This is a genomic window from Vibrio sp. B1-2 (genome assembly GCF_963888445.1).
GTDB lineage: Bacteria > Pseudomonadota > Gammaproteobacteria > Enterobacterales > Vibrionaceae > Vibrio > Vibrio anguillarum.
Genome location: NZ_CAWPJH010000007.1, coordinates 77,154 through 100,048 on the forward strand (window position 1 = coordinate 77,154; position 22,895 = coordinate 100,048).

The 22,895-nt window shown below is 46.2% G+C and carries 21 protein-coding genes and 1 other RNA gene; 18 read left to right on the forward strand and 4 right to left on the reverse strand.

All coding sequences use genetic code 11. The features are described from left to right. The first annotated feature begins 25 nt into the window (after nucleotides 1-25). Together sspA and sspB are read left to right on the forward strand one after the other, a co-directional pair. Complete coding sequence (gene sspA, locus AACQ75_RS03820) at nucleotides 26-661, forward strand: stringent starvation protein SspA (RefSeq protein WP_026027272.1); 636 nt, start codon at nucleotides 26-28, stop codon at nucleotides 659-661. Nucleotides 662-670: 9 nt separating this feature from the next. Then, complete coding sequence (sspB, locus tag AACQ75_RS03825) at nucleotides 671-1,150, forward strand: ClpXP protease specificity-enhancing factor (RefSeq protein ID WP_026027949.1); 480 nt, start codon at nucleotides 671-673, stop codon at nucleotides 1,148-1,150. 86 nt (nucleotides 1,151-1,236) lie between these two features. Here the strand turns inward: sspB and AACQ75_RS03830 are convergent, their stop codons facing one another. From AACQ75_RS03830 to AACQ75_RS03845, 4 genes are read right to left on the reverse strand one after another with little or no spacing between them, the layout of a single operon-like run. Then, nucleotides 1,237-1,806 carry a BON domain-containing protein gene (locus AACQ75_RS03830; RefSeq protein WP_017042658.1) on the reverse strand — a complete coding sequence of 190 codons (570 nt, stop codon included), beginning with the start codon at nucleotides 1,804-1,806 and terminating at the stop codon, nucleotides 1,237-1,239. A 3-nt stretch (nucleotides 1,807-1,809) separates the two neighbouring features. After that, the gene (locus tag AACQ75_RS03835) at nucleotides 1,810-2,400 is read right to left on the reverse strand and encodes a phosphoheptose isomerase (RefSeq protein ID WP_010318025.1); all 591 of its coding nucleotides are present in this window, start codon (nucleotides 2,398-2,400) and stop codon (nucleotides 1,810-1,812) included. Nucleotides 2,401-2,403: 3 nt separating this feature from the next. Then, nucleotides 2,404-2,772 (reverse strand): YraN family protein, encoded by a 369-nt coding sequence (locus AACQ75_RS03840; RefSeq protein WP_017047456.1) that lies wholly within the window; start codon nucleotides 2,770-2,772, stop codon nucleotides 2,404-2,406. Further along, on the reverse strand, nucleotides 2,759-4,564 hold the full coding sequence (locus tag AACQ75_RS03845) for a penicillin-binding protein activator (RefSeq protein WP_094145433.1): 1,806 nt from the start codon (nucleotides 4,562-4,564) through the stop codon (nucleotides 2,759-2,761). The genes AACQ75_RS03840 and AACQ75_RS03845 overlap by 14 nt, the downstream gene beginning before the upstream one ends. Before the next feature lie 69 nt (nucleotides 4,565-4,633). Here AACQ75_RS03845 and rsmI point away from each other — a divergent pair, with 69 nt between their 5' ends. From rsmI to lpxC, 16 genes are all read left to right on the forward strand, one after another. Continuing rightward, nucleotides 4,634-5,500, forward strand: coding sequence for a 16S rRNA (cytidine(1402)-2'-O)-methyltransferase (gene rsmI / locus AACQ75_RS03850; RefSeq protein ID WP_013856074.1), 867 nt, complete (start codon nucleotides 4,634-4,636; stop codon nucleotides 5,498-5,500). 119 nt (nucleotides 5,501-5,619) lie between these two features. After that, nucleotides 5,620-6,023, forward strand: an RNA gene (rnpB, locus tag AACQ75_RS03855) — RNase P RNA component class A. Nucleotides 6,024-6,223: 200 nt separating this feature from the next. After that, the gene (rsmH, locus tag AACQ75_RS03860; protein ID WP_170889534.1) at nucleotides 6,224-7,174 is read left to right on the forward strand and encodes a 16S rRNA (cytosine(1402)-N(4))-methyltransferase RsmH; all 951 of its coding nucleotides are present in this window, start codon (nucleotides 6,224-6,226) and stop codon (nucleotides 7,172-7,174) included. A 3-nt stretch (nucleotides 7,175-7,177) separates the two neighbouring features. Further along, complete coding sequence (gene ftsL, locus AACQ75_RS03865) at nucleotides 7,178-7,495, forward strand: cell division protein FtsL (protein WP_010318013.1); 318 nt, start codon at nucleotides 7,178-7,180, stop codon at nucleotides 7,493-7,495. Then, a complete protein-coding gene (locus AACQ75_RS03870) occupies nucleotides 7,492-9,222 on the forward strand; it encodes a penicillin-binding transpeptidase domain-containing protein (protein WP_170889536.1) in 1,731 nt (576 codons plus the stop codon). Before ftsL ends, AACQ75_RS03870 begins: the two co-directional genes overlap by 4 nt. Nucleotides 9,223-9,238: 16 nt before the next feature. After that, on the forward strand, nucleotides 9,239-10,726 hold the full coding sequence (murE, locus tag AACQ75_RS03875; RefSeq protein ID WP_170889538.1) for a UDP-N-acetylmuramoyl-L-alanyl-D-glutamate--2,6-diaminopimelate ligase: 1,488 nt from the start codon (nucleotides 9,239-9,241) through the stop codon (nucleotides 10,724-10,726). Then, a complete protein-coding gene (locus AACQ75_RS03880) occupies nucleotides 10,723-12,081 on the forward strand; it encodes a UDP-N-acetylmuramoyl-tripeptide--D-alanyl-D-alanine ligase (RefSeq protein WP_170889540.1) in 1,359 nt (452 codons plus the stop codon). The genes murE and AACQ75_RS03880 overlap by 4 nt, the downstream gene beginning before the upstream one ends. Further along, nucleotides 12,078-13,160, forward strand: a complete 1,083-nt coding sequence (mraY, locus tag AACQ75_RS03885; protein ID WP_013856079.1) for a phospho-N-acetylmuramoyl-pentapeptide-transferase — start codon at nucleotides 12,078-12,080, stop codon at nucleotides 13,158-13,160. Before AACQ75_RS03880 ends, mraY begins: the two co-directional genes overlap by 4 nt. Nucleotides 13,161-13,175: 15 nt before the next feature. Continuing rightward, nucleotides 13,176-14,513, forward strand: a complete 1,338-nt coding sequence (murD, locus tag AACQ75_RS03890) for a UDP-N-acetylmuramoyl-L-alanine--D-glutamate ligase (protein ID WP_094165107.1) — start codon at nucleotides 13,176-13,178, stop codon at nucleotides 14,511-14,513. 42 nt (nucleotides 14,514-14,555) lie between these two features. After that, nucleotides 14,556-15,731: a cell division protein FtsW gene (ftsW, locus tag AACQ75_RS03895; RefSeq protein WP_038148764.1), complete on the forward strand. Its 1,176-nt coding sequence runs from the start codon at nucleotides 14,556-14,558 to the stop codon at nucleotides 15,729-15,731. Then, nucleotides 15,718-16,779 carry an undecaprenyldiphospho-muramoylpentapeptide beta-N-acetylglucosaminyltransferase gene (murG, locus tag AACQ75_RS03900; protein ID WP_017050453.1) on the forward strand — a complete coding sequence of 354 codons (1,062 nt, stop codon included), beginning with the start codon at nucleotides 15,718-15,720 and terminating at the stop codon, nucleotides 16,777-16,779. Before ftsW ends, murG begins: the two co-directional genes overlap by 14 nt. Nucleotides 16,780-16,792: 13 nt before the next feature. After that, nucleotides 16,793-18,253 (forward strand): UDP-N-acetylmuramate--L-alanine ligase, encoded by a 1,461-nt coding sequence (murC, locus tag AACQ75_RS03905; RefSeq protein ID WP_170889545.1) that lies wholly within the window; start codon nucleotides 16,793-16,795, stop codon nucleotides 18,251-18,253. Between the two features lie 188 nt (nucleotides 18,254-18,441). Beyond that, nucleotides 18,442-19,215: a cell division protein FtsQ/DivIB gene (locus AACQ75_RS03910; protein ID WP_088718004.1), complete on the forward strand. Its 774-nt coding sequence runs from the start codon at nucleotides 18,442-18,444 to the stop codon at nucleotides 19,213-19,215. Continuing rightward, on the forward strand, nucleotides 19,208-20,470 hold the full coding sequence (gene ftsA / locus AACQ75_RS03915; protein ID WP_010317995.1) for a cell division protein FtsA: 1,263 nt from the start codon (nucleotides 19,208-19,210) through the stop codon (nucleotides 20,468-20,470). Before AACQ75_RS03910 ends, ftsA begins: the two co-directional genes overlap by 8 nt. A gap of 30 nt (nucleotides 20,471-20,500) precedes the next feature. After that, the gene (gene ftsZ, locus AACQ75_RS03920; protein ID WP_017042647.1) at nucleotides 20,501-21,718 is read left to right on the forward strand and encodes a cell division protein FtsZ; all 1,218 of its coding nucleotides are present in this window, start codon (nucleotides 20,501-20,503) and stop codon (nucleotides 21,716-21,718) included. Nucleotides 21,719-21,815: 97 nt separating this feature from the next. Next, on the forward strand, nucleotides 21,816-22,733 hold the full coding sequence (lpxC, locus tag AACQ75_RS03925) for a UDP-3-O-acyl-N-acetylglucosamine deacetylase (RefSeq protein ID WP_010317993.1): 918 nt from the start codon (nucleotides 21,816-21,818) through the stop codon (nucleotides 22,731-22,733). The last annotated feature ends 162 nt before the right edge of the window (nucleotides 22,734-22,895 follow it).

Here is a 22,895-nt window from a genome sequence, read left to right on the forward strand (position 1 = left end):
ATCTGTAAGTGTGCTGGAGGGCTCCATGGCTGTAGCTGCCAATAAACGTTCTGTGATGACGCTATTTTCGAGTGCATCTGATATGTATAGTCATCAGGTACGTATTGTTCTAGCGGAAAAAGGTGTCAGTGTTGAAGTAGAATTAGTTGATGAAACCAATCTGCCAGCTGACCTTATTGAGCTAAACCCATATAAGACAGTACCAACGTTAGTTGATCGTGAGCTTGCTCTTTATGACTCAAAGATCATCATGGAATACCTAGATGAGCGTTTCCCTCATCCACCGCTGATGCCTGTTTATCCTGTGGCTCGTGGTAATAGCCGTTTGATGATTTACCGTATTGAGAAAAACTGGTACTCACTGGCTGAGAAAGTCGTGAAGGGCAATGCGGAAGAGTCAGAAGCAGCTCGTAATAAATTACGCAATGATCTGCTTACTCTTGGTCCTGTGTTCGCGGAATATGAATATTTCATGAGTGAAGAGTTTAGCCTCATTGACTGTTATTTAGCTCCATTACTATGGCGCTTACCTATTTTGGGTATTGATCTGATTGGTCCTGGCTCTAAAGAGCTTAAAGTATATATGAATCGTGTTTTTGAGCGTGATTCATTCTTGGCTTCTTTAACAGAAGCTGAACGTGAGATGCGTTTAGTTCGTTAAGGCAGTTTGATGGATATCTCTCAAATGACTCCTCGCCGACCTTATATGCTTAGAGCATTTTATGATTGGCTATTAGAAAATGAATTGACTCCTCATGTTGTTGTGGATGCTACTCTTACAGGTGTACGAGTGCCGATGGAGTTTGTGCAAGATGGACAAATTATCCTTAATCTTGCCCCAAGAGCGATAGGTAACCTTGAGCTTGGCAATGAAGCGATTACGTTCAATGCTCGCTTTGGCGGACGTCCTCATTCGGTCATAGTGCCCTTGTACGCAGTGCAAGCTATCTATGCACGTGAAAACGGTGCAGGTACTATGTTCGAACCTGAAGAGGCCTATATCCCTTATCTAGAAGCGGGCATAACAGAGGAATCTGAACAAGAGCCGATGTTAAGCGTTGCTTCTCAAGAAGATGAGGAATTATTAGAGACTCGAGCACAAGAAACCTCTCGGCCGAAGGGAAAACCAAGCCTAAGAGTCATTAAGTAACTCATTTTCACACATTAAGCAGTCATGATCGAAAAAGCAGCGATATTCGCTGCTTTTTTTCTAAAAAAAACAAAGGATAACCGAGGTTATTCGCTGTATTGAAATGCCTTAATCACCTGTTTTACGCCTGATATGTTTCGAGCAATATCACTGGCTAGATTAGCCTGTTCTGCCGAGACATAGCCAAGTAAAAATACTTCTCTATTTTCTGTGATTACTTTGATTTTGATTGTGTTCAGTTCAGAATTGGCCAACAGCGCTGATTTTACTTTAGTCGTAATCCAACTGTCGTTACTGATTTCGCCAATTGATAAAGGCGCTTTTATTCTGACTTGATTATGAATGGTTTTGACCCCTTTTGTCTCACGTGCTTTATTTTCAAACTCATTGAGTAATCCGGAGTTTTCAGCTTGTCCCATCAACACGACAATCCCTTGATAAGAACTGGCCGTAATGCGAGTTTTTCCGTTAAAGGGGGCTTTATTGGCGATACCTGCTACTTCAAATTCGATGTTATTATCATTCCAAATTTCTTGAGTGGTTCGAGGGTCTGTTACTAGGCTCGCTGTTGTTGCCGCGCCAGCAAGGATAACTCCTGCACAACCTGATACAGCAAAGCTCAACAGTAGAATGAGTGAAAGTTTTAATCTATTCATTGTCTATTCTTCATGAGAAGGGAAAAGGACTTGATCAATCAAGTCACATAAGCAGTGTAGGGTGACCATATGAACTTCATGGATTCGAGCCGTCCGCTGCGAGGGGATGCGGATCTCCACATCATTTTCACCTAGAAGACCAGCCATTTCTCCACCGTCTTTGCCTGTGAGAGCGATAATCGTCATATCACGAGTCACAGCCGCTTCCATCGCTTTAATGATGTTTTTGCTGTTACCACTGGTTGAAATAGCCAACAAAACATCACCAGGTTGACCAAATGCACGTACCTGTTTAGAGAATATTTCTTGGTAGTGATAGTCGTTAGCAACTGCGGTTAACGTGGTATTGTCTGCGGTTAATGCAATGGCGGGTAAACTCGGACGTTCAGTTTCAAAACGGTTCAGTAAGCAAGAAGAAAAAAGCTGGGCATTGGCCGAAGAGCCACCATTACCGCAACAGAGAATTTTATGACCGTTAAGTAGCGTTGCCACCATGGCTTGTGCAGCATGCGTGATCGCATGGGGTAGTGCTTCAGCAGCCGCAATTTGAATTTGGATGCTTTCGGTAAAACTGTCTTTAATGCTGTCGAGCATCGTTTATCCTTGAGTTATTGCGTTTTTAATCCACTCAATGTGGTGCACATCTTGGTGGATGGCGATCACATCGAAACGAAAATCGGTGTCATAGGGCGATAGGCCATGTTTCAGTAGCCATAAAGTTGCGGTTTTCATCAACTTTGCCATTTTTGCAGTAGTAACCATTTCTGCGGCATGCCCATGACATTGGTTTTTCCTGTATTTAACCTCTACGAACACTAAGGTGTTTTTATCTCGCATAATGAGGTCGATTTCACCGACTTTGGTATTGAAATTTTGTTCAATAAAAGCCAAACCACAATCTAATAAATAGTGTTTGGCTGCAGTTTCATACTGTTGACCAACTGCGCGGCGACTAAAGAGCGCCATGCACCGCCCAACTGATCTCTCTCTGTACCACGCATTGCTCATCAATACTTAATGTGCCTGTTTTGCCATCGATACTATACCCCTCGACGACTTTCATTTGTGGCAACTCAATCATTAACTGATAAGCATCCATACCTAATGCTTGTAAGCGTCGCTCGCTATTGGAGTTCTTTGGCCACAATTGGTTCATTTCATTATCCAGCATTGAATTGGGATGAATGAGTAATGGAATATCGCTATAAGTTACACCAGAGAGGTCTTCATACTGTGTGTTACCACTGTTACTACGAGAGTTTGAGAACAGTTTAGGTGGCTTAGTGTCAGGGTTAATTGCGACCTCGATAAAGGGTTTAATTAAAGTCAATTCTGCGCTGTTAGCCACGATATAAACCGAATCGATATCACGACGACTGCGGGGCAGGCTTTGCAAATCAATACCCATCAACGCATCCATTTGCGCGATATTTTGTTGGCTATCTTGTAGACCAAATACTGAGTTAATGTTGCGTTGCAATTGACGCTTATCACCAAATAGGTTCACCGATACTTTATTCTTGCTGTATTTTTGCCATTCTGCGTTAAACGCTTCTACTACACGCTGGCCGTAATTACCTTGAGGAGCGAGTATTAAAGGGTATTGATAGCCTTGGCTAAACAGATACTTAGCGGCTTGTTCAACCTCTTGCTCTGGCGAAAGTGCAAGATAGCAAGTGTTAGGATGATCTTCAATTTTGTCTGGAATATTCAACGCCAGCGTAGGGATAGAAGCTAAGCGTGCTTGTTGAAGCTTATGTAGATTCTCGATGTTCTCTTTGATGAGTGGCCCAACAATGAAATCAATGTTTTTTTCAATCAATTGCTTGTCTATGAGCGCGGCGTCTTCGGCATTGGTATCAATCACAGTCAAGGTAGCATTGAGGTCACGGTTACGGTCATTCATCATCGCCATGATAAAGCCATCACGGATCAGTTGAGCTTGCGTGGCAAACTTTCCGGAAAGAGGAAGTAACAACGCGGTGTTAGTGGGTTTGATGATTTCCAGCGCTAAAATATCTTGTATCGCTTTAGGCGTATAACGAGCCGCTGGGTGGTTGCTGTTTTCCGCAAGCCATTTTTCGAGCGTATTCTTCAGCTGCGGAATATTGCTATTGAGCGTTTTCATATATACAGCCAGTTGTAGCCAGCCATCGAGCACGTTTTCGTTAGGCTCTGGATTTAATTGGGTAATTTCACGTTCGCTATAGTGATTGAAATTGAGCCAAATTTGATCGGCAATCGCTTCTTGCTCGGCATCATCAACGTAAGTGCTTAATGCAATAAGCTCCCTACTTGAATCAAAAGGGCGGCTGAGCGCGGTAAAAATATCGGCGCGCATTTGATGGTATTGAGCCCATGTTTCAGGGCTTAGCTTCCACCAAGCCTGAAAATTAAGCTGAGAGAGCGCTTGTGAAAACTGTTCCGCATTACTCAACAACTGCGCCTTAGCCATTTGCCATTCAGCTTGTTGCGCTTCAGAGAGCGACTGTTTGGCTAAGCGCATAATCAACAGTTGCGCTTGTTCGCTGTTGTTTTCGTTAATGGCGGCTTTAAGAGCCATGATCAACCAATCATTTTGCAGTGAACCTTGGCTACTATCTGCTTGCATCAAGTAAGTTTGCGCTGACTTGGTGGGATCTTGCGTAATATCGACTGAGGTGGGCGTCGACGGTGAAGACGAACACGCCGCCAAAGCCATTGCTAATGCAACGGGCGTGAATAAGCGTGGTACACTGAGTCTCGGATGGTTCTTCATAGCCATGAGTTCTTTCGTTATTCCGTGTAAAATTGTCTCTATATTAATCGTTGAAGTGATGGTAAACAAATGACAGATAGCAAAACCTTGCCAGCAGAGATCCCAACTCTCTACATTGTTCCTACGCCAATTGGCAATTTGGGTGATATTACCCAGCGAGCCATTGAAGTACTCTCAAGTGTTGATGTTATCGCTGCGGAAGATACACGCCATACTGGCAGACTTCTCGCTCACTTCAATATCCAGACTAAAACCTTTGCCTTGCATGATCACAACGAACAGCAAAAAGCACAAGTGTTAGTCGATAAATTATTATCAGGGCAATCTATTGCGTTGGTTTCTGATGCAGGAACGCCACTGATCAGTGATCCAGGGTACCATCTTGTCAATCAATGTCGTCAAGCTGGTGTGAGAGTTGTGCCACTTCCGGGCGCTTGTGCTGTGATTACTGCGCTCAGTGCATCAGGCTTGCCTTCTGATCGTTTCAGTTTTGAAGGTTTTTTGCCGCCGAAAAGCAAAGGGCGTAAAGATAAATTCCTAGAGATCGCTAAGGCTGAACGCACCTGTATTTTTTATGAGTCACCACACCGAATTAGCGAATCACTGCAAGATATGTTAGCTATCTTAGGGCCAGATCGTAACGTGGTGCTAGCCCGCGAGCTCACCAAAACCTTCGAGACGATTCAAGGTTTGCCGTTAGGCGAACTGATTAATTGGATTAATGAAGATGAGAACCGCAAGCGTGGTGAAATGGTGTTACTGATCCATGGTTACAGAGAAAGCGTGGACGATAGCTTGCCGGACGAAGCGTTGCGCAGTTTAGCGATTTTGACAAAAGAGCTGCCTCTGAAAAAAGCGGCCGCATTGGCGGCTGAAATTTATAACCTTAAGAAAAATGCCCTTTATAAGTGGGGGCTTGAAAACCTATCTGCTTAATTAGCCAGCGGCATCTTGATGTTTTAAATCGATGGATAATTAAACGCTTAAGCGTGAATTAAACACAGAAGTTGTTTGAGCCTAGACAGTACCTATCTTTCTCTATACAATCCGCCCTCGGAGTTGACTGGGTAGTCGCTGCTTCATTGATGTCCTTTAGCCTTGTGCTGGGGAGACTGATGGAGGGGAGGAAAGTCCGGGCTCCATAGAGCAGGGTGCCAGGTAACGCCTGGGGGGCGAAAGCCTACGACAAGTGCAGCAGAGAGAAGACCGCCGATGGCCCAATTTCTTCGGAATGGGCACAGGTAAGGGTGAAAGGGTGCGGTAAGAGCGCACCGTGCGTCTGGCAACAGTTCGTAGCAAGGTAAACTCCACCCGGAGCAAGACCAAATAGGCTTCCACATTGCGTTGCTCGCGTAAGGAAGCGGGTAGGTTGCTTGAGCCAGTGAGTGATTGCTGGCCTAGACGAATGGCTACTGCCGCGCAAGCGGAACAGAACCCGGCTTATACGTCAACTCCACCTATTGCAGACCCATCATAACTCTTGCGGTTATGATGGGTTTTTTGCTTTTTATTGACGAAAATTATTTCGTAAGCACTAAACTTAGCGCAATATCACGTGATGCCAACGTCAAGTGGTAGCGATGCGGCGTTAAATCAGTAAACTAAATACTTGCGCCGTAGCCGATTGCTATATTTCAGCTTTAGCCCGATGAGAAAACGATGACTGAACCTTTTCAACACATTTCTGTACTACTGAATGAATCCATTGATGGCCTTGCTATCAAACCAGACGGTATTTATATCGACGGCACGTTTGGCCGTGGTGGTCATAGTCGTACAATTCTCTCTAAGTTGGGTGACAATGGTCGTCTGTACAGCATAGATCGCGATCCACAAGCGATTGCTGAAGCTGGAAAAATTAACGACCCGCGTTTTACTATCATTCATGGCCCATTTTCTGGCATGGCACAATACGCTGAGCGCTACGATCTGGTCGGGAAAGTGGATGGAGTACTACTTGATTTAGGCGTTTCCTCGCCGCAGTTGGACGATGCCGAGCGCGGTTTTAGTTTCATGAAAGATGGCCCGCTTGATATGCGTATGGACCCGACGTCAGGGATCCCTGTCTCGCAGTGGCTTGCGCAAGCCGATTTGGACGACATTACTTGGGTGATTCGTGAATTTGGTGAAGACAAGCACGCGCGCCGTATTGCCAAAGCGATTGTCGCTTACCGTGAAGACGATGAAAAAGAGCCTCTGATGCGTACCAGTCAATTGGCTAAACTGATTTCAGAAGCCGCGCCGAAAAGCTTTAAAGAGAAAAAACACCCGGCTACGCGCTCATTTCAAGCATTTCGTATCTATATCAATAGTGAATTAGAAGAGATCGACACTGCATTAAAAGGCGCAGCTAAGATCTTAGCCCCACAAGGGCGCTTATCGGTGATCAGTTTCCATTCGCTTGAAGATCGCATGGTCAAACGCTTTATTCGTAAAGAGAGTAAAGGCCCAGAGGTTCCACATGGTTTGCCGTTAACAGAAATACAAATTCAGGCATTGGGCTCAGCCAACTTAAAACCAGTTGGGAAAGCGATTATGCCAACTAAAGAAGAAGTGGAACTCAATCCCCGCTCACGCAGCTCAGTATTACGAGTTGCTGAAAAACTGTAGTCCATGTCTAAGTCGCCGCCTAACTTAACCAAACTGATTGCACTTGACCTGTTTACGGTGGGTCGAGTGCCGCTTATTTTGTTAATGTTAATTTTTGCCAGTGCGATGGGAGTGGTGTTTATTACCCACCATTCTAGGCAGGCGATTTCAGAAAAAGATCAAACCTTAGTTGAGCGCGAGCGGCTCGATAATGAATGGCGTAACCTCATTCTTGAGGAAACGGCCCTCGCAGAACATAGCCGCGTGCAGAATCTTGCCAAACAAGAGCTGGAAATGAAGCGACCTGATTCTGATAAAGAAGTGGTGATTACGCTCAAATGAAAAAAAACAAAGACAAAGCCCAAGCGGCACCTCGTCAAGAAAAAGCGACATCTCCTATTTTGATCCGTTGGCGATTCTATCTCATCCTCTTTTTTGTATTCGTTGCTTTCGCTTTATTGGTTGGGCGCGTTGCTTTCATCCAAATTATCGAACCGGATAATTTGATCCGCGAAGGGGATATGCGCTCTGTCCGAGCCAAAACCTTGCCATCGGCACGCGGAATCATTTCAGATCGTAATGGTGAACCTCTCGCAGTCAGTGTTCCTGTCGATGCAGTATGGGCTGATCCTGTAGCTATTTTTAAAGCCGGCGGCTTAGTTGAACGTGAACGCTGGTACGCACTGGCTGATGTGTTAGGCATTAAGCGCAGTGAGCTGCTGAAAAAAATTGAAGAGAACCAAACCCGCCGTTTTATCTATTTGCAGCGTCAAGTTAGCCCTGCAATGGCCAATTATATTCGCGAACTTAAATTAGTGGGTGTGGGGCTCAAGGCCGAATCTCGCCGTTACTATCCAGCCGGTGAGGCGAGTGCGCACTTAATTGGTGTGACGGGCATCGATGGCCACGGTTTAGAAGGGGTTGAGCGCAGCTATGATAAATGGCTGACGGGGGAAGCTGGCAAACAGGTGATCCGCAAAGATCGGTATGGCCGAGTGGTGGAAAATATCTCGCTTGAAGAGCGTGAAGAGGGCAAGCCACTGGCGTTGACCATTGACCAACGTTTGCAAGCGATCGCCTTTCGTGCGGTCAAGCAAGCTGTGGCGGACTATCGTGCCACTTCGGCATCGGCTATTTTGCTCGACGTGAAAACGGGTGCAGTATTAGCGATGGTTAACGCCCCCTCATACAACCCCAATAATCGTTCCGATTGGCAAAGTTTTAAAATGCGTAACCGCGTGATCACGGACGCCTTTGAACCGGGCTCAACTGTCAAACCTTTTGTGGTATTGGCCGCGCTTGAAAATGGCGTTGCGAATGACAAAACGGTGATTGATACAGGGAATGGCATCATGCAAATCGGCGGCAGTCGAGTGCGTGATACCTCAAAAGTCGGCAAAGCCGATTTAACCTTAATTCTGAAAAAATCGAGTAACATCGGGGTGGCTAAGCTGGCGCTTGAAATGCCTCTCGAAGCTCTATTAGGTATGTATACCTCTGTAGGGCTTGGTGAAATGTCCGGTTTAAACCTCGTCGGTGAGACTTTGGGTATTTTCCCGAATCGCCGCCGTTGGTCACCGTTTGAAATTGCCACCTTGGCATTTGGCTATGGTTTGTCAATTACTCCCATTCAGTTGGCTCATGCTTATGCCACTTTAGGCAATTTAGGTCAGTACCAACCAATCCATATTATTGACAGCAACCAGCAAGATTTATCACGCCAAGTGGTTGATAAAACTAATGCTAAGAAAGTGTTGGAAATGTTAGAAACCGTTACCCAACCCGGTGGCACAGCAACTCAAGCCGCGGTTCCGGGCTATCGTATTGCGGCCAAGTCAGGCACTTCGCGCAAAGCGATTGCCGGCGGTTATGGTGATGAATATTTTGCTTACACGGCAGGAGTGGCTCCAGTGAGCGACCCTCGAGTCTCGTTAGTGGTGATGGTGAATGAACCTCAAGGTGACTTATATTATGGCGGCTCCGTTGCCGGCCCTGTCTTTGCCGAAATAATGAAAGGAGCGTTGCAGATCCTCAATGTCGCTCCTGATGAAAATCGATTCCAAAAATAATTAAGAGAGAAGCACAATGACGCCGAGTATGTGTTTACAAGATCTCATCGCCCCTTGGCTTGACCTCGATGGCCATTCTATTTCAACGTTGTCGGTGACTCGTTTAGTGCTCGATAGCCGTAAAATATCACCCAATGATACCTTTATTGCAGTGGTCGGCCATGCCATCGACGGAAGGCAGTTTATTGAGAGCGCCACTCAAGCTGGGGCGAATCTGGTATTGGCTCAAGCGTGTGGGCAGCATCCGCATGGCAGTATGACAACCGTCAATGGCGTGTTAGTGATTTACCTTGCTGATCTAAACCAACATCTATCTCAACTAGCATCGCGGCTTTATCGTTCGAAGACCAATACGTTGATTGGGGTTACGGGAACCAACGGTAAAACCACCATTACTCAATTAATCGCGCAGTGGATTGACTTGTTGGGCGAGAAAGCGGCGGTGCTGGGTACGACGGGGAATGGTTTTCTCAACCATTTACAGCCTGCCGCCAATACCACAGGTAATGCCATTGAGGTCCAAGAAACACTCTATCAATTAGCGCAGCAGGGCGCTCGCTATACCGCTCTGGAAGTCTCTTCGCACGGATTAGTTCAAGGGCGAGTTCAAGCATTGAAGTTTGCTGTGGGCGTGTTTTCTAACTTAAGTCGCGATCATCTCGATTATCATGGCACCATGGAAGAGTACGCCAAAGCAAAGCTCTCCTTATTTACCGCTCATCACTGCCAACACGCTGTCATTAATGCCGACGATGCGGTGGGTGCGAGTTGGTTAGCACAGCTGAAAGCACCGATTGCCGTCTCTTTAAAGCAGCAACCGCAATGCGCTAAAGCGCTGTGGGCGAGCTCGGTCTCTTACAGTGATAATGGTATTTCATTAACCTTCGACGGCTACTATGGTCAAGGTGAATTGAGCGTGCCGTTAATTGGCGAATTTAACGCCAGCAATCTTCTACTCGCTTTTGCCGCTATGCTGACTTTAGGTTTTGATAAGCAAGCCTTGATGACAACGGCTTCTCAACTGCAGCCGGTCTTAGGGCGAATGGAGCTCTTTCAAGCGCCAAATCGTGCGAAGATCGTCGTCGATTATGCACACACGCCTGATGCTTTGGAAAAAGCACTACTAGCACTTCGCGTTCATTGCCAAGGTCAGCTATGGGCGATTTTTGGTTGTGGTGGCGACCGTGATAAAGGCAAACGCCCGATGATGGCCGAAATTGCAGAGCGCTGCGCCGATAAGGTCATTTTGACCGACGATAACCCTCGTAGCGAAAAACCGGCAGACATTGTGCAAGATATGGTGGCAGGGCTTGAGTTTGCAAGTCGCGCACACGTTGAACACAATCGTTACGCTGCCGTGCAATACGCCCTGCAACATGCTGATCAGCAAGACATCATTTTATTGGCAGGCAAAGGGCATGAAGATTATCAAGTGATGGCTCATCAAACTATCCACTATTCGGATCGCGAAACGGTGCAAACTTTACTGGAGATAAGTGCATGATAGAAGTCTCTTTACAGCAATTGACGCACGTTTTGCATGCACAATTGGTTGGTTGTGATGTCACCGTGTCTGAGGTCTCGACCGACACACGTCAAATCAAACCCGGTGCGCTCTTTGTTGCCTTGGTCGGTGATAAATTTGATGCTCATGAGTTTGCTGTACAAGCGGTTGCGTCTGGTGCAAAGGCGTTATTGGTTCAGCGCCCTTTGACGGTTTCGGTTCCTCAACTGGTGGTTACCGACACCAAACTGGCGTTAGGCCAGCTTGGCGCTTGGGTTCACCAACAGTGTCAAACACCGACTGCTGCGATTACAGGCAGTTGCGGTAAAACCACAGTCAAAGAGATGGTGGCAAATATTTTATCAGCCAAAGGGCGCGTGCTCTTTACTGCTGGCAATTTTAATAATGATATCGGCGTGCCGCTCACTCTGCTTCGCTCTGATCTTAATGATGCGTATGCGGTGATTGAGTTAGGGGCGAACCATATTGGTGAAATTGCTTATACCACCTCTTTAGTGAAGCCGGATGTCGCATTAGTGAACAATGTTGCCGCGGCGCATCTGGAAGGTTTTGGCTCAATTGAGGGTGTAAAACAGGCGAAAGGTGAAATTTATCAAGGCCTTGCTTCAGGTGCGACAGCCATTATTAATTTAGAAAGCCACGGTGGTGAGCGGTGGAGTGCTATTTTAGCGGACAAAACCGTTAAAACCTTTTCCAGCCGTCAAATGGCAGATTTTTACGCCCGTGGTATTAGGCTTAATGAACAAGGTGAAGCCCGGTTTGAAATGATCACACCCGTCGGTCATATTGACATTGGGCTCAATATTGTGGGTGAACATAACGTTTCCAATGCCTTGGCGGCGGCGGCATTAGCCATTGAGTTGGGTGCGAATCTTGAAGAAGTGCAGTACGGACTTGCGAATCTAGCTCAGGTGAAAGGGCGTGTTGATGTCACCCAATTGAGCACGACTGTGAAACTGATTGATGACAGTTACAATGCCAGTGTTCCAGCGATGAAAGCGGCGGTTGATCTACTTAACACTTTCTCTGCAAGGCGTTGGTTAATTTTAGGTAATATGGCTGAGTTGGGCGATGAAAGCCTTGCACTTCATCGTCAAGTCGGTGAACATGCTGCACCATTCCAGTTTGACTATGTCCTTACTTACGGTCGCGATGCAAAAGTGATCAGTGACCTATGCCATGGCCTCCATTTTGAAAGCCATGCGGACATGATTGCTTATATCGAGCAGCAATTATCACAATTCGATCAAGAGTCTCATACCTTACTTGTCAAAGGTGCAAACAGTGCGGGTATGAGTAAAATTGTGGCTGCTCTTAAGGAGAAATACTCATGATTATTTGGCTCGCGGATCTACTCCAGCCATACTTCTCTTTTTTTCGTCTGTTCGAATATCTCTCATTTCGGGCCATCGTCAGTATTTTAACCGCACTTGCTCTGTCGTTATGGATGGGGCCGCGCTTGATTAAACGTTTGCAACTACTGCAAATTGGTCAAGTAGTGCGGAACGACGGTCCAGAATCACATTTTAGTAAGCGCGGTACGCCAACCATGGGCGGTGTTATGATCCTCGCCTCTATCATTACTACCGTACTGCTGTGGACAGATCTCTCAAACCCTTACGTGTGGGCTGTACTCGCGGTGCTGCTTGGTTATGGCGTCGTCGGTTTTGTGGATGATTATCGCAAAGTGGTGCGTAAAAACAGTGATGGATTGATCGCGCGCTGGAAATACTTTTGGCAGTCGGCCATTGCGTTGATAGTGGCGTTTGCTCTCTATGCACATGGCAACGATACCGCAGCTACTCAGCTTGTGGTGCCTTTCTTTAAAGATGTGATGCCGCAACTGGGCTTGCTCTACATTGTGCTGACCTATTTTGTCATCGTCGGAACCAGTAACGCGGTGAACTTAACCGATGGTCTGGACGGTTTAGCCATCATGCCGACTGTTTTGGTTGCTGCCGGTTTTGCTGTGATTGCATGGGCAACTGGGAACGTCAATTTCGCCAGTTATCTGCATATTCCTTATGTTCCTTATGCCTCAGAGTTGGTGGTGGTATGTACTGCAATTGTGGGGGCCGGTTTAGGTTTTCTGTGGTTCAACACTTATCCTGCGCAAGTCTTTATGGGCGATGTGGGTTCACTCGCTTTAGGCGGTGCACTCGGTACAATTGCAGTGTTGGTTCGTCAAGAGTTTGTGTTAGTGATCATGGGCGGCGTGTTTGTGATGGAAACCTTGTCGGTGATTTTACAAGTCGGTTCCTACAAATTGCGTGGTCAACGTATTTTCCGGATGGCCCCTATCCATCACCACTATGAATTGAAAGGTTGGCCAGAACCACGCGTGATCGTCCGTTTTTGGATTATCTCAATTGTGTTGGTGTTAGTGGGTTTGGCTACACTAAAAGTGCGCTAGTGATAGAGCAAAACGGTGTTGAATGGAATGAAGATGGATCGTTGGCAAACTGTTAATAATGTGGTGGTCGTGGGGCTGGGTATGACGGGTCTCTCGGTGGTTAACTACCTTTTGAGCTTAGATCGCTCGCTCACGATTAAGGTGATCGACACACGGGAAAACCCGCCAGGTCGAGAGCATTTAAGCTCGCAAGTTGAGCTACATTGTGGTGGCTGGAACCAAGCTTGGCTATTTGACGCTGACCTGATTGTTACTAATCCGGGTATTGCTTTAGCTACGCCAGAGATTCAACAGGCGTTAGCACGACATATTCCCGTGGTGGGCGATATTGAGCTCTTTTCTTGGCAGGTGGATAAGCCTGTTATCGCTATCACAGGAGCCAACGGCAAGAGCACTGTGACGGATTTAACCGGAGTACTTGCTAAAGCTGCTGGGGTTAAGGTTGCCGTTGGCGGCAATATTGGTGTGCCTGCTTTAGATCTACTTCAGCAAGAGGCCGATCTTTATGTGCTGGAGCTCTCAAGCTTCCAGCTGGAAACGACCTCAAGTTTAAAACTCGTCTCTGCTGCCTTTCTCAATCTGACTGAAGATCATATGGATCGCTACGATGGTATGGAATCGTATCGCCAAGCTAAATTGCGCATTTTTAAGTATGCGCAAGCGGCGGTCGTGAACGCCGATGATAGCCAGACGGAACCTCCCTCATTTTCAGGTCACATCGCACGTTTTTCCGTTGAACATGACGCGGACTATTGCACGCAAATGATTGATGGCAAATCGTTCTTAGTGGCGAAAGGCACGCCATTGTTGGCAAGCGAGGAACTCAGCTTAGTGGGACGACACAATAGTGCCAACGTGCTCACTGTGCTCGCACTGCTCGATTTGGCGGGTGTTGATTACTCATCTGCGCTTGATGCATTGAAATCTTACCGCGGGCTGACACATCGTTGTCAGGTTGTTGCTGATAATCACGGCGTAAAATGGGTCAATGACTCGAAAGCGACCAATGTCGCAAGCACTCAAGCGGCGTTGTCGGGGTTAAATTGCCAAGGGACTTTGTATCTGCTTGTGGGGGGCGTTGGCAAGGGCGCTGATTTCTCGCCATTAGCACCGATACTAAAAACATTGAACGTAAAACTGTGCTGTTTTGGCGTTGACGGTGGGCAATTCATGCCACTGCATCCATCGGCTCAGTTTTATTCATCGATGGAAGAGATTATCGTATCGATCAAACCGCAGCTGCGTCGTGGTGATATGGTGATGCTTTCGCCTGCTTGTGCCAGTTTTGATCAGTTTAAAAACTTTATGGCCAGAGGTGACGCCTTTGCCGAGCTTGCGCAGCGTTACGCTTAATCAACAGGAAATTGCATTTTGTCCTTTTCAAGCCTCATCAAAATGACTCGTCAATGGTTTCAGAGCCAAGCGCCTGAAGCCTTGTTTGATCGTCAATTGGTATGGATTGCTTTAGGTTTGATGCTTACTGGGCTTGTGATGGTGACATCGGCTTCGTTTCCTATCAGTTCGCGTTTAACGGATCAACCGTTTCACTTTATGTTTCGTCACGCCATTTTCTTGATGCTGGCCATCGTGACATCGAGTGTGGTGTTGCAAGTGCCAATGAAACGTTGGATGCAATACAGCTCGGTGCTACTTGGCGTCTCTTTTATGCTGCTGATTGTGGTTTTGCTCGCGGGCAAATCGGTCAATGGTGCCTCGCGTTGGATCCCTTTGGGGTTATTTAACCTGCAACCTGCGGAGGTCGCGAAACTGTCACTGTTTATTTTCATGGCTGGTTACTTAGTTCGTAAACAAGATGAAGTGAGGCAAACCTTTTTTGGTGGTTTCATGAAACCGATTATGGTGTTTGGAACCTTGGCTATCTTGCTACTTGGTCAGCCAGATTTGGGAACCGTGGTTGTGATGCTGGTGACTCTGTTTGGTATGCTGTTTATTGCTGGGGCCAAACTGTCACAATTTATTGCGCTCATGGTGGCTGGAATTGTTGCGGTAATCGCACTGATTGCGGCAGAGCCTTACCGTATTCGCCGTGTAACTTCATTTCTTGACCCGTGGGAAGACCCGTTTGGCAGCGGTTATCAATTGACTCAATCTTTGATGGCCTTTGGTCGTGGAGAGTGGTTTGGTCAAGGGCTTGGTAACTCGATTCAAAAGCTAGAGTACTTACCTGAAGCGCACACTGATTTCGTATTTGCAGTGCTGGCTGAAGAGCTCGGTTTTGTTGGCGTTGTACTGGTTCTATTGCTGATTTTTAGTCTGGTGCTTAAAGCAGTGTTTATCGGTAAAAAAGCCTTTGAGCATGATCAGCAATTTGGTGGCTATTTGGCCTTTGGTATTGGAATTTGGTTTGCATTCCAAACACTCGTCAATGTGGGTGCTGCAGCGGGTATGGTGCCGACTAAGGGCCTAACGCTGCCCTTGATCAGTTACGGCGGTTCAAGCTTAATTATTATGTCGGTTGCGGTGTCGATCTTATTGAGAATTGACCATGAATGTCGACTCAAAGATCGCAATCGAGTGTCTATAGAAAAAGAATCCAATGATAAACAATAAACGTTTAATGGTTATGGCTGGTGGCACGGGGGGACATGTTTTTCCCGGTCTCGCTGTGGCTAAACAGCTCCAACAGCAAGGTTGGCAGATCCGCTGGCTAGGGACTGCGGATCGGATGGAAGCAGAATTAGTGCCTAAACATGGTATTGAGATCGATTTTATTCAGGTCAAAGGTTTACGTGGCCAAGGCATAGGGCGTTTGCTGAAAGCGCCTTTTCAAATTGTGAACGCGATTTTTCAAGCGCGTCGTTATTTGAAGCAGTGGCAACCTGATGCGGTGCTCGGCATGGGCGGATACGTCAGTGGCCCCGGTGGCGTGGCAGCGTGGTCTATGGGAATTCCCGTTGTGCTTCACGAGCAAAATGCCGTAGCAGGGTTAACCAACCGTTGGCTTTCGAAAATTGCCAAACGCGTATTTCAAGCCTTCCCCGGTGCCTTTACTGAGGCACAAGTCGTAGGTAACCCTGTACGTCAAGATGTCGCTACATTACCCGCACCGCAAGTACGCTTTGCTGAGCGAAATGAACCGATCCGCATTCTCGTGATGGGCGGCAGCCAAGGTGCGCAGATTCTCAACCGAACTTTGCCTGATGTGCTAGCTGTGCTTGGCGATAATTACCAAGTTTGCCATCAAGCAGGCAAGAATAATCAACAGTCGGTTGAGCAAGCTTATCGCGCGCTTCAGATCAAAAATGCACACGTTACCGAGTTCATTGAGGATGTGGCTGGCGCTTATGCGTGGGCTGATTTACTGGTGTGCCGCTCGGGAGCATTAACGGTTTCTGAAGTGGCAGCGGCCGGTGTTGGCGCTATATTTATCCCTTTTATGCATAAAGACCGACAGCAAGCGCTTAACGCGGATCACTTAGTCGCTTGTGGTGCGGCCAAAATGATTGAACAGCCGCAGCTCACAGTAGAAAAACTAGCGCAAGAGATTGCTTCTCTTGAGCGTCATGATCTGCTGTTGATGGCGCAACAAGCGCGTGCAGCCGCACAACTGGATGCTGATAAAGTCGTTGCCGACGCTATCATCGCACTTACCCAATAACGAGAAATTTTTCATGACCATTAAACATACTCAAGATTTAGCTCAAATCCGTGCCATGGTGCCAGAGATGCGCCGCGTCAAGTGTATTCACTTTGTCGGTATTGGTGGGGCGGGAATGAGCGGAATTGCAGAAGTATTGCTCAATGAAGGCTACCAAATTACCGGCTCAGATCTCGCTTCCAACCCTGTGACTGAAAGATTGGCAAATAAAGGGGCTATCATTTATATCGGTCATCAAGCCACTAATATTGAACACGCCAGCGTGGTGGTAGTCTCTACTGCAATCGATGAGCTAAATCCTGAACTGAAAGCGGCGCGTGAGCGACGCATTCCTATTGTTCGTCGTGCAGAAATGTTGGCGGAATTAATGCGTTTTCGTCATGGCATTGCGGTGGCTGGTACGCATGGTAAAACAACGACTACGGCATTGGTTACGCAAATTTATTCTGAGGCTGGTTTAGATCCCACGTTTGTTAATGGCGGGTTACTCAAAAGCGCTGGCACCAATGCGCGTTTGGGTTCAAGTCGGATTTTGATTGCTGAAGCTGACGAAAGTGATGCTTCATTCCTTCATCTTCAGCCTATGGTTAGTATCGTGACCAACATCGAAGCTGATCACATGGATACGTATGGCGGTGATTTTGAAACGCTCAAACAGACCTTCATCGATTTCTTACACAACCTGCCATTTTATGGTCAGGCGATATTATGTATTGATGATCCTGTTGTGCGTGAAATCATCCCACGTATCAGCCGTCAAGTGATCACCTACGGTTTTGCCGATGATGCAGATGTCAGGATTGAGAATTACCATCAGCAGGGGCAACAAGGCCAGTTTACGGTCGTCAGACAGGGACGAGCCAATCTGGATATCACGCTTAATATTCCAGGTCGTCATAATGCGCTTAATGCCTCCGCGGCTATTGCAGTGGCAACGGAAGACGACATCAGCGATGAAGCTATTTTAAAAGCGATGGCTAGCACCCAAGGTACGGGACGTCGTTTTGATCATCTGGGCGAGTTTGATACGGGCAATGGGGTTGCGATGCTCGTTGATGATTATGGTCATCATCCGACCGAGGTGGGCGTGACTATTAAGGCGGCGCGTAGTGGTTGGCAAGAAAAACGACTAGTGATGATTTTCCAACCTCATCGCTACAGTCGAACTCGCGATCTGTATGATGATTTTGCCAATGTACTGGAGCAAGTCGATGTGCTGATCATGCTCGATGTCTATGCCGCAGGAGAAAAGCCGATTGCGGGAGCCGATGGTCGATCGTTGTGCCGAACGATACGCAGTCGCGGTAAAATTGATCCTATTTTTGTTCCCGACAGCACCATACTGCCTTCGATTCTGGCTAATGTATTACAAGATGGTGACCTCGTGCTGACGCAAGGTGCTGGGGATATCGGCAAGGTAGCGAAACATTTAGCGGGACTCGAACTGAATATCAGTAAAATGCAACAGGTTTAATTTAAATGGCTTATTTGTGTATCAATATTGAATAACATGGTATCCAGTCCAGATTTATTACTTTCAATGTTTGATACTTTCAGCGACCTCAGTATAATCCGGAGGTTAAAGTCAGTGCTTTTACCTCTATTGTGAACCAAATAGGGCATGCGATTGCGATTTAGAAACAGGAACATCAGGCTTTGTTAATGAATGTGTTCGATGAAAGCCGAGCTGTGTCCCGTTCGCCACTCATAAAAGATCACGCCGCTGGCGCTATTTTTTTATTTGTGGTGTTGTTGCTGATAAGTTCACTCATTTATTCAACACTCAGTTGGATGTGGGACGAACAGAGGCTACCGCTTTCAAAAATTGTTCTACAAGGTGACTTGCAATACGTATCTTCGCTAGATGTGCAGCGCGCTTTTGCTCAGTTGGATCATATCGGTACTTTCATGTCGCAAGATATTAACGTACTTCAATCGAGTGTACAGGTCATCCCGTGGGTGGCCCATGCATCGATTCGTAAACAATGGCCTGACACAATAAAAGTGTTTCTGACAGAGTATAGAGCGGTAGCGATTTGGAATGGCAACGCTTTGTTAGACGGATATGGCACGGTATTTAATGGTGATATTGGTCAATTGAACGGCGATAGAGTGAAACTTTATGGCCCGCAAGGAACCAGTCACGAAGTACTGGATGTTTGGAATAAAACGAACCCTAAGTTTCAATCATTAAACTTAAATATATCGTCACTGTTACTCAACGATCGTCGAGCGTGGCAAATAATTTTAGATAATGGCATCCGCTTAGAGTTAGGTAAAGAATCACTAGATGAGCGAGTTGCACGTTTTATTTCGCTGTATAAGAATTTAGGTAATAAAGCTGAACAAGTTAGCTATATCGATCTTAGATATGATACAGGAGCCGCAGTAGGTTGGTTCCCTGAACAAGAAGCACAAGAGAGTAAAAATGACTAAGACCGCTGATGACAACATTATTGTTGGTCTTGATATAGGCACAGCCACCGTGTCAGCTTTAGTCGGTGAAATACTGCCTGACGGTCAAATTAATATTATTGGCGCTGGTACGAGCCCATCCCGTGGGATGGATAAAGGGGGAGTTAATGATCTTGAATCGGTCGTTAAGTCTGTCCAAAGAGCGGTTGACCAAGCAGAATTAATGGCGGAATGCCAAATTAGTAATGTGTTTCTCTCTCTATCTGGGCGACATATTGCGAGCCGTATTGAAAAAGGCATGGGAACTATTTCGGATGAAGAAGTTTCTCAAGAAGATATGGATCGAGCGATTCATACCGCCAAATCAATAAAAATTGGGGAAGAGCAAAGAATATTGCACGTCATTCCTCAAGAATTTACGATTGATTACCAAGAGGGAATTAAAAACCCGCTTGGTTTATCAGGTGTGCGCATGGAAGTGAGCGTGCATCTTATTTCTTGTCATAATGATATGGCGAGAAATATTATCAAAGCGGTAGAACGCTGTGGTTTAAAAGTTGAACAACTGGTTTACTCTGGTTTAGCGGCAAGTAATGCAGTTATTACGGAAGATGAGCGAGAGTTAGGTGTGTGCGTAATTGATATAGGCGCAGGCACTATGGATGTTGCTATCTGGACCGGTGGTGCGTTACGACATACTGAAGTGTTTTCTTATGCAGGAAACGCAGTAACCAGTGATATTGCTTTTGCATTTGGCACTCCAGTCAGTGATGCTGAAGAGATTAAAGTAAAATATGGCTGTGCGCTGAGTGAATTGGTAAGCAAGGATGATACCGTTAACGTCCCAAGTGTAGGAGGAAGACCTTCGCGAAGTTTGCAAAGACAAACCTTGTCGGAAGTGATTGAACCTCGCTACACTGAATTAATGGGATTAGTTAACCAAACTATAGATACTGTCCAAGACAAATTGCGCAAAAATGGTATTAAACACCATTTAGCGGCTGGTGTTGTTTTAACTGGCGGCGCTGCGCAAATTGAAGGTTTGGTTGAGTGTGCGGAACGCGTTTTCCGCAATCAAGTTCGCGTAGGCAAGCCTTTAGAGGTGAGTGGCCTTACAGATTACGTAAAAGAGCCGTATCATTCTACGGCGGTTGGTTTACTTCATTATGCGAAAGAGAGCCAAATTAATGACGACACGGAATACAGCGAACCGAAACGCCAATCCATGTCGAGCTTAATTGGTCGTTTGCGTAACTGGATACAAAAAGAGTTTTAACCTGAGTTGCAGGGAAAACGGAGATAACACATGTTTGAACCGATGATGGAAATGTCTGACGATGCTGTAATTAAAGTCGTTGGAGTTGGTGGTGGTGGCGGTAACGCTGTTGAACACATGGTGCGTGAGTCCATCGAAGGCGTGGAATTCATCAGTGTCAATACCGATGCGCAAGCACTTCGTAAAACAAGCGTAAGTAGCGTCATTCAAATTGGTGGTGATATCACTAAAGGTTTGGGTGCTGGTGCAAACCCGCAAGTTGGACGTGATGCAGCTCTAGAAGACAGAGAAAGAATTAAAGAAGTTCTGATGGGTGCCGATATGGTGTTTATCGCAGCTGGTATGGGCGGTGGTACAGGTACAGGTGCTGCTCCTGTTATTGCAGAAGTTGCCAAAGAACTGGGTATCTTAACCGTAGCGGTTGTCACGAAACCTTTCAGTTTTGAAGGAAAAAAACGTTTGGCATTTGCTGAGCAAGGTATTGAAGAGTTGTCAAAACACGTTGACTCTTTGATTACCATTCCTAATGAAAAACTACTGAAAGTGTTAGGCCGTGGTATTACCTTACTTGAAGCATTTGCGAGTGCGAATGATGTACTTAAAAATGCAGTGCAAGGTATTGCAGAGCTAATTACACGCCCAGGCATGATTAACGTGGACTTTGCTGACGTACGTACTGTGATGTCAGAAATGGGCCACGCGATGATGGGTAGTGGAGTGGCTCGCGGCGAAGATCGTGCTGAAGAAGCGGCAGAGATGGCAATTTCTAGCCCTCTTTTGGAAGATATTGATCTTGCAGGCGCTCGTGGCGTGTTGGTCAATATTACTGCTGGTTTGGATATGAGACTAGACGAATTTGAAACCGTCGGCAATACTGTTAAGGCGTTTGCGTCTGACAATGCGACAGTTGTCATCGGTACTTCGTTAGATCCTGATATGGCAGACGAAATTCGCGTGACTGTCGTTGCAACGGGTATTGGCAATGAAAAAAAGCCAGACATTACTTTAGTTGCAGGCGGTAAAGCCAAAGTCGCACCAGCAGTTCAACCACAAATGGTTCAACAAGCAGCGAAAATCGAAGAAAAAACGGCACAGCCTTTGCAAGAAAGAGCAGAAGTGAAACCGCAATCAGCATCGTCGTCAACTGTTTCATCTTCTTCCGGTGCAAGCCAAAATACGGCACCGAAAGCAGATAAGGAAAATGGATATCTTGATATCCCAGCATTTTTACGTCGTCAGGCTGATTAACAATTAGACATAATTTGACACTGTTCAAAATTATGGTAGCATTCGCGGTCGGTGCTTTACCGACCGTGTTTTGTCGCACTGACATAGAGGCAAGTAGATGATCAGACAACGAACTCTGAAAGAAATAGTGAAAACAACTGGGGTGGGCTTACACTCTGGTCGTAAAGTCACATTAACGCTTCGCCCTGCTGCTGCAAACACTGGGATCATTTACCGCCGTACTGATGTCAATCCTCCAGTAGACTTCCCTGCGGACCCTGAATCTGTTCGCGATACCATGCTATGTACTGCTTTGGTCAACGATGAAGGTATTCGTATCTCTACTGTTGAGCACTTAAATGCAGCATTAGCGGGCATGGGAATCGACAACGTTATCATCGAAGTTGACGCACCTGAAATTCCTATTATGGATGGTAGTGCTAGCCCATTTGTTTACTTGCTACAACAAGCAGGCATTCAAACGCTGAATACACCAAAACGTTTTATTCGAATTAAGAAACCAGTTCGATTTGAAGATGGTGATAAGTGGGCGGAACTTGTACCCCATAACGGTTTTCGTATGGATTTTGAGATTGACTTTCAACATCCCGCTATCGATTCTGATGAACAACGCATGGTGTTTGATTTTTCCTCGCAAGGTTTCGTCAAAGAAATTTCAAGAGCTCGTACTTTTGGTTTCATGCGTGACATTGAGTACCTACAATCGCAAAACCTCTGTTTAGGTGGTAGCTTTGATTGCGCCATCGTATTAGATGAATACCGTATTCTTAATGAAGAAGGTTTGCGTTTTGCCAATGAGTTTGTCACTCATAAAGTATTGGATGCCATTGGTGACTTGTACATGTGTGGTCATTCCATTGTGGGTGAGTTCCGTGCTTATAAATCAGGCCATGGTTTAAATAACCAGCTACTGCGTGCGGTCTTAGCCGACCAAGAGGCGTGGGAATGGGCTACTTTTGAAGAAGAAGTTGGCTCTCCAGTGGCGTTTGCTGAACCAAATATGGTTCTCGCTTAATAGCAATTTTTAAATAAAAAGGCCAGACAACTGTCTTAATGCCGATCAGTTAAGGCCAAAGTGATCGGTTGAACGATCCTTCAGAGCTGTCAAAATCCAAGTGTATTTAATGCACTTGGATTTTTTTATGGATGTTTCTCAAGCTCTAAACATAATTAATGA